This is a genomic window from Pseudomonas sp. Irchel 3A18, from assembly GCF_900187465.1.
Taxonomy (GTDB): Bacteria; Pseudomonadota; Gammaproteobacteria; order Pseudomonadales; family Pseudomonadaceae; genus Aquipseudomonas; species Aquipseudomonas cichorii.
Genome location: NZ_FYDI01000002.1, coordinates 326,224 through 340,400 on the forward strand (window position 1 = coordinate 326,224; position 14,177 = coordinate 340,400).

Here is a 14,177-nt window from a genome sequence, read left to right on the forward strand (position 1 = left end):
TTTAAACCTGTTCCAGCGAGGACTTGACAGGAGTGTATGCACCGTTGGCCGCCAGGACCTTGTGATGCTCACCTTCAATACGCGCTACATCTTCGGCAGGCACCATGTAGCCTTGGTCGTCACGTGCAGCGTGAATGACGAAGACAACGATGGTCGCCAGCAGACTTGCACCCACCAGCCACCAGATGTGCCAGATGAACGCGAAGCCGAAGACGGTCAACAGCAGACCCATGTACAGGCCGGTCGCCGTGTTGTTAGGCATGTGGATAGCCGAGTAGTGAGCAGGAACCTTGTAGGCGGTACCGGCACGCTTGGCGTCCGTGAATGCATCGATGTCTTTTGCCTCAGGCAGCTCGGCAAAGTTGTAGAACGGTGGTGGCGAAGAAGTGGACCACTCCAGAGTGTGGCCATTCCATGGGTCACCGGTCAGATCGCGGTTCTGGTTGCGGTCACGGATACTGACGAACAACTGGATCAGCTGCGAAGCGATACCGGCTGCGATCAGGAATGCACCGAACAGAGCAACGTTCAGGTAGATGTTCCACTCAGGCATGTCGGTAGCGTTCAGGCGACGGGTCATACCCAGGAAGCCCAGCGCGTACAGAGGCATGAATGCAACGAAGAAGCCGCTGATCCAGAACCAGAACGCTGCCTTGCCCCACTTCTCGTTCAGGGTGAAACCGAACGCTTTAGGGAACCAGAACGCGAAGCCGGCGATGTAACCGAATACCGCACCGCCGATGATGACGTTGTGGAAGTGAGCGATTACGAACAGGCTGTTGTGCAGTACGAAGTCAGCACCCGGGATTGCCAACAGAACGCCGGTCATGCCGCCGATCGAGAAGGTAACCATGAAGCCCAGGGTCCAGAGTACTGGCGCGGTGAAACGCAGACGGCCCTGGTAGATGGTGAACAGCCAGTTGAATAGCTTCACACCCGTCGGTATCGCGATGAGCATCGTCGCCAGACCGAAGAAGGCGTTGACGTTGGCGCCCGCACCCATGGTGAAGAAGTGGTGCAGCCATACCATGAAGCCCAGTACACAGATCGCGCCGGAAGCGAAGATCATCGACTTGTGGCCGAACAGACGCTTGCCCGAGAACGTCGAGATGACTTCGGAGAAGACACCGAACGCAGGCAGAATCAGGATGTAAACCTCAGGGTGACCCCATGCCCAGAACAGGTTCACGTACATCATGGGGTTACCGCCCATTTCGTTCGTGAAGATGTGGAAGTCCAGGTAACGGTCGAGGGTCAGCAACGCCAGGGTAGCGGTCAGGATCGGGAACGAAGCCACGATCAGGATGTTTGCCCAGGTGCAGGTCCAGGTGAAGATCGGCATGTCCATCAGTTTCATGCCAGGGGTACGCATCTTCAGCACGGTCACCAGGAAGTTGACGCCCGTAAGTGTCGTACCTAGCCCCGATAGCTGTAGCGCCCAGATGTAGTAATCGACACCCACTCCAGGACTGTATTGCAGACCCGACAACGGCGGATACGCAACCCAGCCGGTCTTGGCGAACTCGCCGACACCCAGGGAGATGTTGATCAGCAGCATGCCCGATACCAGCAGCCAGAAGCTGAGGGAGTTCAGGAACGGGAAGGCAACGTCACGAGCACCGATCTGCAACGGCAGAACGATGTTCATCAGACCGGTGAAGAACGGCATCGCCATGAAGATGATCATGATCACACCGTGAGCGGTGAAGATCTGGTCATAGTGTTCAGGCGGCAGGAAGCCTTCGGCGCCGTTCTGGGCCATGGCCAGCTGTGCACGCATCATGATGGCGTCGGCAAAACCGCGCAGCAGCATGATCATGGCGACGATGATATACATCACGCCGATTTTCTTGTGATCGACGGACGTCAACCACTCGGTCCACAGGTAAGACCACTTCTTGAAGTAAGTGATAGCCCCGACCACACCCAGACCACCGAGCGCGATCATGGCAAGGGTCACCATGACTATCGGCTCGTGGAACGGTACCGATTCCCAACTTAATTTACCTAACATCGTTTACTCCTCTGCCCCAGCAGCTGAATTTTTGCCCTTTTCCGCACCTTCGGCACCAGCGACTTCTTTCTCACCAGGGATCAGCTTCTTGCCTGGGTTCATACCTTCATACTTGTCGATGATGATCTGGAACAGGTTCGGAGTAACCGTGGAATAAAGTTCGACGGGATTGCGTTCGCTAGGTTTGGCCAGTTCAGCGTATTCAGCAGCACCAAGCTGTTTAGGTGAACTCTTGACTTCGTTGATCCAGGCATCGAAATCAGCCTGGCTGGTGGCGATAGCCTTGAACTTCATGCCGGTGAAACCCGCGCCACTGTAGTTGGCCGAGATACCGTTGAACTCGTGGTTTTCGTTGGCGATCAGATGCAGCTTGGTGTGCATGCCAGCCATTGCGTAGATCTGGCCACCCAGGCCTGGAATGAAGAACGAGTTCATTACAGAGTCGGATGTAACCTGGAAATTGATCGGGGTATTGGCAGGGAAGACGATCTTGTTGACCGTGGCGATGCCTTGTTCCGGATAGATGAACACCCATTTCCAGTCCAGCGCGACAACCTGGATGGTCACAGGCTTGACGTCGGACTCAAGCGGACGGTACGGGTCCAGCGAGTGAGTGGAGATGTAGGTGAAGTAGCCCAGGAAGACCAGCAGGATCATGGGGATACCCCAGACCGCGACTTCAATCTTGGTCGAGTGCGACCAGTCGGGCGTGTACTTGGCGGCCTTGTTGGACGCGCGATACTTCCAGGCGAAGACGAAGGTCAGGACAATGACCGGGATGACCACGATCAGCATCAGCAGCGTGGCGATGATGATCAGGTTCCGCTGTTCGATACCCACCTGCCCTTTCGGATCGAGCAGAGGAACGCCGTCACAGCCGCTGAGCAACAGCATGCTGAACAGGGCCAAGTAGCCAAAAAACCTGGGGTACCTTGTTTTACTCATCTCACGACCTCTAAAAGCAGCTTGCGCGGTGCAGTGGGTTTCGACCGCCAACACTTTACCCTGCCAGTGCCGGCATCTTTTTTTAAATTGAACAAGGACCTGCCGAAACGCTCTGTTGCGAAACGACAAATCCGGGGTTTTTGCTATGAATTCTTATTTTGAGCCGCCGGAAACTGGCCTGCTTTCGCAGATCAATCGCCTTGCGCGCGCTGATCCTGCGCGCTCAGAGGCCAGCATTGCGCTGCCTGTTTAGCCTGCACAGGGCGCTCCGAGCCTCAAAATTTCTGATCGCCAAGCCTGGCTGGACGATGAGTGCTGGCGATTGTAGATATGTAAATTTTTATTGACTATGCCTAATTTTGTAACAGTTAATCTCAAAGCTTGCAACAATCGCAAATCATTGATCTTTACAACCAGAAAAAATGCCTCGTGAAAACGAGGCATTTTTCCATCAAAGCCCTTGCTTTCAGTAAGGTCTACGACGATTGCGAATGACGCCAATCGGGACCAGAACAGCCGTCAGAACGAATGCTATCAGAGCCCACTGGGCCAATGACAACCCCAAGACGGGCGGATAGGGTGTGGAGCAGAAACCGCTGACCTGAAATACCAGCGGGAAAAGCGACGCCAGAGGCAGACCGTCGACAATGGGCTGCAGGGTGTCGATGCCGCAGCTCACTGCCGGATACGCCAGGGTGTAGACATGGTGGCCGGCAGCCGCGATACCGCCCAGGGCGCTGAAGGTGACCAGGGTTTCCATCACCGTGATACTGCGACGGCCCGGCATGGCAGCGCCGATGAAAGCGAAGATGGCGATGAACAGCAAGGCATAGCGCTGCAGGATGCATAGCGGGCAAGGTGCCTCGCCCAGCACGATCTGCATGTACAGGGCGCCGCCGATCAGGGACAGGCAGATGATTCCCAGCAAGACCAGAAAACGCTTTTCGCGTCTCAGGTACAACGTGTTGTCGCTCATTCACTTACCTTATCGAAATGGTGTGCAGGTGCGCCGGGCCAGCGCAGGCACCTGCGGGACTGATCGCGAGTAAATACCCGCTGGCGGATGGTGCGCGATATTCGTCTCTCGTCCCTGCCAACTCAAGCGCCTGTCCGCCATACGGATGGATTTGCCAACCGGATGGTTCCTTCGGCACCGCGACAGGTGGTGGAGCACGAAGGCGCAAAAAACAGATCTCTTCCTTATATATAGAAGGATGCGTCTTTTTGTCGCACCCAGGCACCCGGAAGAAGAAGTGCGACAGTTTACCGCAGGGCAATCCCGGGACACAGCCAGGGGCGCACAAAAGACACAATCGGTAATTCTCTTTCGTTCTGTGACGCAATCAACCGTTTGACGTCAAACAAATCAAACTGCCAGTATTGCGCCCCCCGCTCTTGCGGCCGAAAACAATCCTGCACGAAGTGAAAATCACTTTTCAAGAAGAGTGACCGAACACACAGGCCTTCAATGCTGCGGCCCGTTAGCCTAAAGCCAGCCTGTCGCGAGTCGATAGCCTGTCACTGAAAGTTGTTTTGCGCCTCTCAGCGACGAACACCTATAGCCAGAAGGTTTTTATGTCCCCCAAGAACGTCCGAGCAGATTCACTTTCGCTGCTGCTGTTCACGTTACGCAGCGGCAAGCTGATGGCGATCAATCTGCTCAAGGTCAGTGAAATCATTCCCTGCCCGCCCCTGACTCACCTGCCCGAGTCCCACCCGCACGTCAAAGGTGTCGCGACACTGCGCGGTGCCTCTCTGTCCGTGATCGACCTCAGCCGTGCCATTGGCGAACGCCCGCTGGCCGATCCCGATGGCGGCTGCCTGATCGTCACTGACGTCAGCCGTTCCAAGCAGGGTCTGCATGTGCAGGCGGTGAGCAAGATCGTCCACTGCCTGACCACCGACATTCGTCCACCGCCTTTCGGTTCCAGCGGCCGGTCGTTCATCACCGGCGTCACCCAGGTCGATGGCGTTCTGGTACAAGTGCTGGATATCGAAAAAGTGATTCACGGCATCGCGCCAGCACAAATCGTTGTCCAGTCCGACGAGTTGCCTGCCGAAGACGTCATGGTTCTGTCCCAGGCCCGGATTCTGGTCGTCGACGACAGCCAGGTCGCGTTGCAGCAGTCGATCATCACCTTGCGCAACCTTGGCCTGGAATGCCACACGGCCCGCAGCGCCAAGGAAGCCATCGATGTCCTGCTGGAGCTGCAAGGCACCCCGGCGCAGATCAACATCGTGGTCTCCGACATCGAAATGTCCGAGATGGATGGCTACGCCCTGACCCGTACCTTGCGTGAAACCCCGGACTTCCAGGACCTGTACATCCTGCTGCACACCTCCCTGGACAGCGCAATGAACGGCGAAAAGGCCAAGCTGGCCGGCGCCAACTCCGTGCTGACCAAGTTCTCGTCCCCCGAGTTGACCAAATGTCTGATCGAGGCGGCACACACCGTCATGGCCCAGGGCAACTGATACGCAGAGCGCCCTGCTCCCAAGGCCCTTCAAGGACCGACGCCTCAGCCCGGCATTACTGGTTGATGCGTCGGGACCTCGGGCAGCCGGTACCTGAACCCAGCTGGCCTGCCGACATCCGCCCGATCCCCTTCTCTCTCGATCAAGCCACCGAAATTCATCGCCTGCTCAGCCTGGGTTATCAGGACGGCAGCGGAAGCGTGCCGGACTATTCCCACTGGGTGAACGCTTTCAAACATGACCCGGAGTTCGATACCGGGCTGTGCTTCGTTGCCGTGGACGATCAAGGACCGGTCGGCGTGATTACCTGCTGGACCAGCGCCTTCATCAAGGATCTGGTGGCTCACCCACGCGCCCGGCGTCAGGGTGTCGCCATGGCCTTGCTGACGCTGCTGTTCAGCCACTTGCGTCAACGCGGCGAACCCAGGGTCGACCTGCTGGTCATGGAAAACAATCTGATGGCGCGGCAGTTGTACGAAAAAATGGACATGTCCTACGTCCGGCGTTCGGCAATCGAAGAAACCTGATCTGGCATAATCGACTCCCGATAGTGTGGAGGCCAATCATGAAATCACTTATCGCGCTGCCGATAATCCTCTGGGCAATTGTCGGCCAGGCCAACGCTGCCACCCCGCAAGCCTGGAACGCTCTGGACAAGGCCATGCTCGACAGCTGCCTAAAGGCCAGCCAGCTCAAGGACAGCAAACCCGTCAGCAGCAACGCCCTGTTCGATGACCGGGTTGGCTACAGTGCCCTGCTGTTGCAAGGCCGCTATCCCCAGAAGCACATGAACAACCGCAAGGGCACCGAACTGTGCCTGTACAACCGCAAAAGCCGGGAGGCCAGCGTAACCGAATGGGACAGCCTCCCCCTCAAGTGAGGTAGCGCTGGCGCACAATTTGCTTCGTTACCTGTCCAGGTCGTGACCGGCAGCCACTCGCTGTCGGTCCTGGCACCTATCCTGAACGGGTTATCGAAACAATGAACACTCAGTTTTCCTGCGTAGGTTGCGGCGGTTGCTGTACCGATCATCATGTTCCCCTGACTCTGCTCGAAGCCACGCAATGGGCGGCTGACGGCGGTACGGTGATCGTGTTGACCGAGGCATTTCTGAGTGATGGTTATGGTGTTCCCCAAGAGCAACTGACCCACGCCACCCGACGTTCGACGGTGGTGAACAGCGGCTCCGCACAAGCGTACGTGGCAATCACTTTCGCTGCCTACAACGTGGGGCGTTGCCGGAATCTTGACGCAGAGAACCTCTGCCGCATCTACGAACGTCGCCCGCTGGTGTGCCGTATCTATCCGATGGAAATCAATCCGCACATTCCCCTGCGCCCAGAAGCCAAAGACTGCCCGCCGCACTCCTGGGAACAGGGTCCGGACCTGATCGTGGGCAACAAACTGGTGGATACTCAACTGATAGCGCTGATCGAACAATCGCGTCAGGCCGACCGGGACGAGATCGCCACCAAGCAGTCGGTCTGTCAGCTATTGGGGATTCGCACCACCGCGCTCAAGGGCAACGGGTTTGTGGCTTACCTGCCGGACATGCAGGCTTTTGCGGCCGCCATCGAGCAGGTCACCACCCGCACGGAGCCGGTTTCGTCCGATGCGGGCTGGGAATTTCATGTGGCGGGGCAGGAAGTCATCAACACGCTGAATGGGGCAGGTGCAGCAGTGACGACACGCGACCCGACATCCTACATGTTCATTCCATTGCAGTCGGCCTGATGCCGATCAGCGCTTGCCCATCGAGCGACGGGTTCCGGCAGGCGCGGCACCGGGGGTCTTGTGATGCCCAGGCTTGTTCGACTTCTGATACCAGGCCTGATCTTTCTTGGCCTGCGCGAACTCGGAAGGCTTGAACGGAAAGCTGAACGGCGCAACCGTGGTTTTCTTGTCAGTCTCCGGCGCTGAGTCGGTGACGGCTTCTGGAGCAGGTGTTTGTTCGGGGGTTGTCATGGCGACACCAAAAGTCGAAATAGCCGGGCACATGCCCGTGGGCGCGCAGCATACCTCAATCGTTGAACGCTTGCCCGACCAGACATCGGCCATGGGTCGTCGTCATTTGTAGAACAGATCCACCATCACCTCGGCCTCGAACGGCCCGGCCTTGGGTCTGGTTGTCTGCCACAGCAGTTCGGCATTGAAGTCTGCGCGCGCCGTCTGGCTATCGCCCAGCAGGTCGGCCAGATGAAACAGCTCGTTATAACGCAGCGGCAAGTTGTTTCTCTCGCTCACGATACGAATACCCAGCGAACTGTTGTTGCCCGGTATCAGCACGTCACCGGCAAGCCGCCCCGTCACCGGCCTGAAGCGCGCATTGAGGCTGAACGGTGATTCACAGCTGCGGCTGGTCAGCAGGGAAAACGGACGTCTGGCAAATACCCTTCCCACCTCGACCCGCTGAATACCAATGGAGCCGAACTCCAGTGTTTCAGGCATCACCTGCAATTGCGCATCACAGGCGATGAATCGCAGGCCTTTGAGGTTGTTGATGACATAACTGAGGTTGCGTCCCGGAACCGGGTCCAGACCGGCCGCACCGTCGAGCTGGAAGACCCGGTAATCGGTCAGGTCACTGGCCATGCCCGAAGGCGGCGTCGGCCCGTACTTTTGCACGAAGACTGAAAATACCAGGTTGAAACTGGCCTTGGGACACGCGCCGATATTGGAATCCCCTTCATGGCAGACCGGCACGGACTGACGGGTACTGATGCGCCCGCCGGTTTGCAGGTAATCCACACCATCAATGGTCAGACCGGCACGAATGCCCTGGCCGATCGGCCTGTTATCCGGGTTAATGTAGATAAAGATTTCCTGCGGCACCGACTGCTGCCCTTCCCTAGCACATTCGACCTGAATGTTCAGTCGTTCGGAACGCCAGATCACCTCACCATTGGGAGCCGAGGCCGGTATGGCAACCGTGCTGCTCAGGTCGCCATGAATCGCGGACTCACCCGAACCCTGGGTCTTGCACACCAGGGCAAAGCCGGTGGCCGGGCTCAGTGCCGCTACAAGAACGAGGGGTTTCAACCAGCGCTTGGCAGGAAAACAGGTCATATCAGCATTCTTCTTGGAGTGGGATGGAATCAGTGAACGGCATTCGCCCGTTCAACCGCATGCAATGGGAGCGCTGACCGCCATAGTCGGTCAGGCCCTTGAATGAAAAGACTTGTGGCCGGGACTGACGCGGCATCGGCAACTCAAGACGCGCACCCGGCTCCAGCAACAGGTAATCGCTGAGCAGAAACTCATCGAGCTTCACCGCTTGCAGCGTGGCGTGATAAGCCGTGGGGTTGCTGACGCGAACGGCGTCATCCGTCAGGCTCCAGCCCAGGCGCCCGACAGTTTCAGCCGGGTCGCCCGGCAGGCCGGGAGGTCGATAGAACACATTGATACGCTGACGCACGGCGATATTGAGCTGATTGGTGCCCTCACGCCGCGGCGGGATCTCCAGAACGTACAGGTGCAGCAGTGACTCGCGGTCCTCGGGCAGGCCCGCGCCCTGATACAGCACCCGCAGTTCCTGCTTGCCTCCGGCAGGCAAACGAGAGAAATGCGGCGTGACGACAAAGGGCAGGACTGCTCGCTGCTCTCTGGGCGTTTCGTCAGTGTCCTGGGGAGCGCTCAACCAGGCCTGAATCAACACTTCATGCTTACTGAGATTACTGGCCTGGATACTCGCTTCGCGAAAGACGCCATCAAAAATCAGTCGGGTACCCGCCAGCGATACTGCCGCCTGCACAGTGCTGCTCGCCCAGCAGAACAGCGCAAACACACCGCGACGCAATGCCCGGTTCATTGGCAAACCACCTTGAGCCGCTCATAGGCACGCTTGGCGTCTTTAGGGGGAAGCGTGAACGGAGCACGGCAGCTTTGCCCCGACCATTGCACGCGCAACACGCCGCTGTCCTTTTCGCTGAGCACCAATGCCTGGCTGTTGGGATCGACAACGGCCAGATTACGGCCCTGCTCATCCTCGACACTGGCGCCCAACGGGATCGGGCTGGCATCGGCACGAACCAGTTCAAACTGCACACGGCGACCCTGGGATGCCTTGAAACTCACCAGAGGAATCGCGCCACGACGCGGCACGATCTGGCTGATCGCGTTATCCAGTTCGATATCGGCGCCCAGTTGCCGGGTGTCCAGCGACACCCAGTTGGTGCGATAAGGCTGGGCGTAGGGCAGCACCGCATAGCCATTGTCCGAAGTTTCCACATTGCTGTAGGACTTCAACCTGGCGCCACCTACCTCCGGTACCTGAACCAGAGCAAAGGTTTCCCCCAGCGGCTGGCCGAGGTTGATCCCGCCACCATGGGCCACCAGCGAACCCGATGCAGCCAGGGTCAAGGCGTCATAGTCACGGCCCTGGCTGTAGCCCGTCTCGAAACGGCCGTAAGGCGTCGTGACATTGAGTTTGCCGGCACCGAAGCTGCCGGAACTGCTGTCATGGCCGGCCTGTACCGAATAGAACAGGTCGCGCCTGTCCAGCACCTGACCGTTGAGCCCGGTCTGTACGTTGTATTCGCCGTTGTCATCACGCACGGCATTGAACGAAAGACGCGAAGAACCCGGCGAGTCCCCCAGCGGCAGGGTCATGCTCAAAGCCAGACGATTATCGTTTTCACCCTTTCCCTGAGTGCCAAATTCCTGATTGCGCTCTATCGACACACTGTAATTCAAGGTGCGCCAGGCAGCGTTGTAGGACAGGTACAACTGGCGAGTCTTGCCGGACACGTTCCAGTAGCGCTGCTCGGAGGCTGTCAGGCTCAGAGAACCGGACTGGCTGGGCAGCACCTGAGTGACATTAAGCTCCAGCCGGTCTCGTGCCCGGCCATTGGCAAGCAGCCCGGGCCGCTCGTCCGTTTCACTGACATGCTGGTTGAGGGTCCGGTACTGCTCGGTGGAATAACGATAACCGGCCACTGCCAATGTGGTGTTGGTGACATCCAGGGTATTGGCATAACGCACCCGAATACTCTGGCCGCTGCGGGTCTGTTGCTTCAGCTCGCTGATCGAATGGGTGATGTCGAAAGACACGGCCCCAAGGCCTGTATTGACCCCGGTTCCGATATTGGCGGCGTTGTAGTCCTCGGCCAGTTGCAGGCCACCAAAACCGGTTACCCGCTCGGAAAGCCCATAAATGACAGCGGCGCTGGTGAAGTTCGGCGAGGCCTGGTGATCGTCATTGCTGTCCACTTGCCCGGCGGCGAGGCTGTAGCGAAACGAACCGGCAGGCACCATGATCGGCAGAGACGCATAGGCCTGGGTAAAGGTGCGCCGTCGACCGTCGGCCTCGATAATGGTCACCAGCAGATCGCCATTGGAACCGCTGGGATAAATGTCGGTGATCTCGAACGGCCCGGGCGAAACGTTGCCGCTGTACAGCATGAAGCCGTTCTGCCGGACCTCGACCGTAGCGTTGGTTTCGGCAGTGCCGCGAATCACCGGCGCATAGGTGCGCTCGCTGTCGGACAGCATTCCATCATCGGATGCTATCGTCGCGCCCTTGAAACGCACGCTGTCGAAGACCTGAGAATCGGTGAAGGTTTCACCCAGAGTGAGCTGGCTCTTGAGTGCCGTGATATCGCGCTGCGCGAAAGTGCGGTTGCTGCGAAAGCGATAGGGCTGGTTATCGCCATACACCAGCGAAGACTCGTTGCGCAGCCGCCATGCACCGAGGTTAAAGCCATTGCGCAGCCCCAGATAATACTGATCCGACTGCTGCCCACGCTGATCACGTCTTGAGCCATTGAAGTTGTAATTGATGAAACCGGCTGTTTCTCCCTGATCCCAGAGTTCCGGTGATACATACCCTCGCCGGCTGCGCGCCATGGCAGCCTGCGGAACACTGATATCGAGACGCAGGGCATCGGGCCGGTAATCGATGCGGGCGAATTCAATGGTGTTTTCCAGATCGAAACACTCCTGCCCGCTGGTCACCGTCAAACGCTGCGGGTCCAGTCCGAAGTTCTCAAGCATCTCGGGGCTCAGGCAGGGCTCGATCAGGCCGGAGCTTTCGTTACGACTGAAGGTGATATCCCTGCGACCGCTCAGTGCGCGGTTGACATACACATCCACCCGGTAAGTACCGGGTAATACGCTGTTGGCGCGCAGAAACTCCTGCAGGTCGGGAGGCTGGTCACTGCCTTGAATGAAAGCCGTATTGAACTTGACCGGCTGTGCACCTTGCGTGTCTGCCGATACCACGGTGAACGCCGTGATACACAGACTTCCCCCCACAATCGCCAGCCGACATCGCCGCAATGATCTTCGGGTCTTGCCTTTGATCCAGTTCGCTCTGCCATACAGACCAAAACCTGTCATGGCCTTCTTGTTGTTCTGGTGGTGCCATTCCATTAGCTGTTTTCACTCTACTTCGCAGATCTGACGTGCAGCGGAATCCTTTCACGCAGGCGCACGATTACCGAGTCACTGTTATCTTCAGTACTCAAAGGGTTGAGAATCAATAAAAGCGTCCAGGCTAATATTTGGAGAGTTATCGCTATCGGGTTTTAGTGGCCAAAGTAACTTGCTCTCCATTGAGAGTCGCTTGATAAGGAACTTGCCCACCGAAGTCATTGATGCTGATAAAACTCAACGCCACCGGCCCGTTGCCAGACTTGTGCATCAGTGTCAGGCGCAGGTTCTGGCCCGGCGAAAGCATCTGGCTTTCAAGACTTGCCAGTTCCTTGCCGCCCTGGCGGGTGGCCAGCTTGAGCATCGAGACGTGGTAAGGCCCCGGATTCTCGACCTCCAGCACATCGCCCTTGAGCAGCCGCCAGCGCAACATTTCCGGTGCCGCCGTCGGATCGCCCTTCAGGCCCTGAGGTCGAAAGAACACCTTGATGCGCTGACGTATCGCAATCTGCAGGGTATTTTCAGAGGCCGTCTGGGGAATTTCCTGCACATTGAGCCAGAGCACCGACTCCCGATCCTCCGGCAAGCCTGATCCGGCATAGATGATGCGCAACAATTGCCGACTGCCGCCTGCCATGCGGGCAAGTGCCGGAGCCACGACAAAAGGCAGGTTCGCAGTGACGTTATCTGCGCGGGCCGGCGCTTCCAGCCAGGACTGCAGAAGAATCTCTCCGCCGCCGCTGTTTTGCACAGCAAAACTGGCTTCCTTGTCACCCCCCTGATAAATGACCCGCGTGGTATTGAGCACAATGCCCGCCTCGACGGCCGACATCCACAGCCCCACCGCAAGAACGACGGCAGAGCGAAAAGAGGTAAATAACATGGTGGCATTCGCATTGAGTTCGGCATGAGGCAGGGCGAGCAATGCTCACCCTGCCGTTTCATTACTCGTAGTCCAGCACGAAAGGCATGAAACCATCGGCATTACCCGGATTGGTCGGTGTGCCATTGAGTACATAGACGGCGCCGAAGTTGATTTCTGCCGTCGCACCACCCGCACCATCCTTCACCAGGGTGTTGTCGATGGTTTCATTACCACTCAGGTCCATGAGTACATTGGATGCGTTGAGCAGACCAATACCGACACCGTCTGCCGCACCGGTGGTGCGCAACAGTTTCGGATCGTTGTTATCCAGGCCACTGCCATTGCGGGCTGTAAAACGCATTTTCACCATGTTGTACTGATCGGCACCGGCACTGCAGTTGACCAGCAACTGAATAGGCATGGCCGTTTCGAGTTTGCTTTCACTCGAAAGACCGATATCGGAAAACGATACATTTCCAAGATCGACATTGATTTCGCCAGGATTGGTACCCGGGCTGACACCCGTGCCTGGAGCAACATCACAGGAAATATTGGTCAGTGTTCCATTGAATATCAACTTACCGTTGTTGGCGGCGTTAGCCATGCCCGCAGCAGCCAAGCCCAGAACGCCCATAACAGCCAATGTGAGAGAAAGCTTTTTCATACCAACGACATTCCTTGTGTTATTTCGTGTGTGCCCACTATCGGACGGCGAGCACTATAGGTCCCGGACTTTTAAGCCGCTGTCAGGCTAATGACTTTGAAACAGGAGATAGACCAACTTTAATTGCAGGACGTTTCTGTAGGAAAAATTAAAAATAGCCTACACGCCATACGGACCGCGGACTGCGCAGAAAGACAGAGCAAAACACTCAACCAAAGATTGCATTTAGCTAAACAGAATTCGCTTTTTTTCAAAGCCTGAAAAACCGTCACACTGCCCAGCATGACGGTTCATGAGAAGAAGGCGCTTATTGATAAGTCAGTATGAGCAACCCTGTCTGGATATTCCCGGGATTCTGTATGCCTGCCTGCAATGAAGTAACCGGCAATAGCTGATAGTGCAGGCTGAACGGAATGGCCTGCTCGCCGCATGCATCGCGCCCGGCACGGACTTGCACCGTGATACCGGAAACCTGTAAATAACGAACGTCACTATCTGTCACGCGGGTGACAGTCCTTTCGACAGTGCAGCCTGTATTGACAAGTTTGCCGTGAAACCTGAGCCCTTCGCTTTGCGCCATGATGGGCGCGGATAAGAACACCACAGAAACACTGATAAAAGCAGACAGTTTCCGGACACTGGATACAGCCCCGACAAACTTTCTCCACACCGACGCCTCGCGCTTCATGGTTCTACTCCGCTAGATCAACCGACAGGTTTTAGTTAAGTCGACAAAAGGATTAATCGCCAGAAAAATCTTACATTGCCTGTAGGATGTTTCTTGTGTAGAGCGCGAATTTTCTGCAAGTAATACTGCAATAACTTCGTGCTCTAGAACCTGTGAG

Annotated in this window: 14 protein-coding genes; 4 read left to right on the top strand and 10 right to left on the bottom strand. The window is 57.1% G+C overall.

The features are described from left to right. Position 1: 1 nt before the first annotated feature. The 3 genes from cyoB to CKW23_RS04515 all read right to left on the bottom strand — a co-directional run bounded on the left by cyoB (position 2) and on the right by CKW23_RS04515 (position 3,935). The gene (cyoB, locus tag CKW23_RS04505; RefSeq protein ID WP_025258797.1) at positions 2-2,014 is read right to left on the bottom strand and encodes a cytochrome o ubiquinol oxidase subunit I; all 2,013 of its coding nucleotides are present in this window, start codon (positions 2,012-2,014) and stop codon (positions 2-4) included. 3 nt (positions 2,015-2,017) lie between these two features. Next, positions 2,018-2,959: a ubiquinol oxidase subunit II gene (gene cyoA / locus CKW23_RS04510; RefSeq protein ID WP_025258796.1), complete on the bottom strand. Its 942-nt coding sequence runs from the start codon at positions 2,957-2,959 to the stop codon at positions 2,018-2,020. A 466-nt stretch (positions 2,960-3,425) separates the two neighbouring features. Beyond that, complete coding sequence (locus tag CKW23_RS04515; protein WP_025258795.1) at positions 3,426-3,935, bottom strand: disulfide bond formation protein B; 510 nt, start codon at positions 3,933-3,935, stop codon at positions 3,426-3,428. A gap of 599 nt (positions 3,936-4,534) precedes the next feature. Between CKW23_RS04515 and CKW23_RS04520 the strand changes: the two genes are divergently transcribed. From CKW23_RS04520 to CKW23_RS04535, 4 genes are all read left to right on the top strand, one after another. Then, on the top strand, positions 4,535-5,434 hold the full coding sequence (locus tag CKW23_RS04520; RefSeq protein WP_025258794.1) for a chemotaxis protein: 900 nt from the start codon (positions 4,535-4,537) through the stop codon (positions 5,432-5,434). A gap of 65 nt (positions 5,435-5,499) precedes the next feature. After that, the gene (locus CKW23_RS04525) at positions 5,500-5,961 is read left to right on the top strand and encodes a GNAT family N-acetyltransferase (protein WP_095067114.1); all 462 of its coding nucleotides are present in this window, start codon (positions 5,500-5,502) and stop codon (positions 5,959-5,961) included. Between the two features lie 38 nt (positions 5,962-5,999). Further along, positions 6,000-6,314: a hypothetical protein gene (locus tag CKW23_RS04530; RefSeq protein ID WP_025258792.1), complete on the top strand. Its 315-nt coding sequence runs from the start codon at positions 6,000-6,002 to the stop codon at positions 6,312-6,314. 101 nt (positions 6,315-6,415) lie between these two features. Continuing rightward, positions 6,416-7,168: a YkgJ family cysteine cluster protein gene (locus CKW23_RS04535; RefSeq protein WP_095067115.1), complete on the top strand. Its 753-nt coding sequence runs from the start codon at positions 6,416-6,418 to the stop codon at positions 7,166-7,168. A gap of 6 nt (positions 7,169-7,174) precedes the next feature. Here the strand turns inward: CKW23_RS04535 and CKW23_RS04540 are convergent, their stop codons facing one another. From CKW23_RS04540 to CKW23_RS04570, 7 genes are all read right to left on the bottom strand, one after another. Further along, positions 7,175-7,399 (bottom strand): hypothetical protein, encoded by a 225-nt coding sequence (locus CKW23_RS04540; protein WP_095067212.1) that lies wholly within the window; start codon positions 7,397-7,399, stop codon positions 7,175-7,177. Between the two features lie 102 nt (positions 7,400-7,501). Beyond that, positions 7,502-8,500: a fimbrial protein gene (locus CKW23_RS04545; protein ID WP_095067116.1), complete on the bottom strand. Its 999-nt coding sequence runs from the start codon at positions 8,498-8,500 to the stop codon at positions 7,502-7,504. 1 nt (position 8,501) lies between these two features. Continuing rightward, on the bottom strand, positions 8,502-9,248 hold the full coding sequence (locus CKW23_RS04550) for a molecular chaperone (protein WP_371856547.1): 747 nt from the start codon (positions 9,246-9,248) through the stop codon (positions 8,502-8,504). Continuing rightward, complete coding sequence (locus CKW23_RS04555) at positions 9,239-11,803, bottom strand: fimbria/pilus outer membrane usher protein (protein ID WP_095067118.1); 2,565 nt, start codon at positions 11,801-11,803, stop codon at positions 9,239-9,241. Before CKW23_RS04555 ends, CKW23_RS04550 begins: the two co-directional genes overlap by 10 nt. Positions 11,804-11,948: 145 nt before the next feature. Continuing rightward, a complete protein-coding gene (locus CKW23_RS04560) occupies positions 11,949-12,686 on the bottom strand; it encodes a molecular chaperone (protein ID WP_025258786.1) in 738 nt (245 codons plus the stop codon). A gap of 61 nt (positions 12,687-12,747) precedes the next feature. Next, positions 12,748-13,332: a fimbrial protein gene (locus tag CKW23_RS04565; RefSeq protein ID WP_095067119.1), complete on the bottom strand. Its 585-nt coding sequence runs from the start codon at positions 13,330-13,332 to the stop codon at positions 12,748-12,750. A 307-nt stretch (positions 13,333-13,639) separates the two neighbouring features. Next, a complete protein-coding gene (locus tag CKW23_RS04570) occupies positions 13,640-14,020 on the bottom strand; it encodes a hypothetical protein (protein ID WP_025258784.1) in 381 nt (126 codons plus the stop codon). Positions 14,021-14,177: the final 157 nt, after the last annotated feature.

What these genes read in the sequence shown, in the direction of transcription:
- cyoB (WP_025258797.1), bottom strand. Translation starts at nt 2,014, where the DNA reads ATGTTAGGTAAATTAAGTTGGGAATCGGTACCGTTCCACGAGCCGATA.
- cyoA (WP_025258796.1), bottom strand. Translation starts at nt 2,959, where the DNA reads ATGAGTAAAACAAGGTACCCCAGGTTTTTTGGCTACTTGGCCCTGTTC.
- CKW23_RS04515 (WP_025258795.1), bottom strand. Translation starts at nt 3,935, where the DNA reads ATGAGCGACAACACGTTGTACCTGAGACGCGAAAAGCGTTTTCTGGTC.
- CKW23_RS04520 (WP_025258794.1), top strand. Translation starts at nt 4,535, where the DNA reads ATGTCCCCCAAGAACGTCCGAGCAGATTCACTTTCGCTGCTGCTGTTC.
- CKW23_RS04525 (WP_095067114.1), top strand. Translation starts at nt 5,500, where the DNA reads ATGCGTCGGGACCTCGGGCAGCCGGTACCTGAACCCAGCTGGCCTGCC.
- CKW23_RS04530 (WP_025258792.1), top strand. Translation starts at nt 6,000, where the DNA reads ATGAAATCACTTATCGCGCTGCCGATAATCCTCTGGGCAATTGTCGGC.
- CKW23_RS04535 (WP_095067115.1), top strand. Translation starts at nt 6,416, where the DNA reads ATGAACACTCAGTTTTCCTGCGTAGGTTGCGGCGGTTGCTGTACCGAT.
- CKW23_RS04540 (WP_095067212.1), bottom strand. Translation starts at nt 7,399, where the DNA reads ATGACAACCCCCGAACAAACACCTGCTCCAGAAGCCGTCACCGACTCA.
- CKW23_RS04545 (WP_095067116.1), bottom strand. Translation starts at nt 8,500, where the DNA reads ATGACCTGTTTTCCTGCCAAGCGCTGGTTGAAACCCCTCGTTCTTGTA.
- CKW23_RS04555 (WP_095067118.1), bottom strand. Translation starts at nt 11,803, where the DNA reads ATGGAATGGCACCACCAGAACAACAAGAAGGCCATGACAGGTTTTGGT.
- CKW23_RS04560 (WP_025258786.1), bottom strand. Translation starts at nt 12,686, where the DNA reads ATGTTATTTACCTCTTTTCGCTCTGCCGTCGTTCTTGCGGTGGGGCTG.
- CKW23_RS04565 (WP_095067119.1), bottom strand. Translation starts at nt 13,332, where the DNA reads ATGAAAAAGCTTTCTCTCACATTGGCTGTTATGGGCGTTCTGGGCTTG.
- CKW23_RS04570 (WP_025258784.1), bottom strand. Translation starts at nt 14,020, where the DNA reads ATGAAGCGCGAGGCGTCGGTGTGGAGAAAGTTTGTCGGGGCTGTATCC.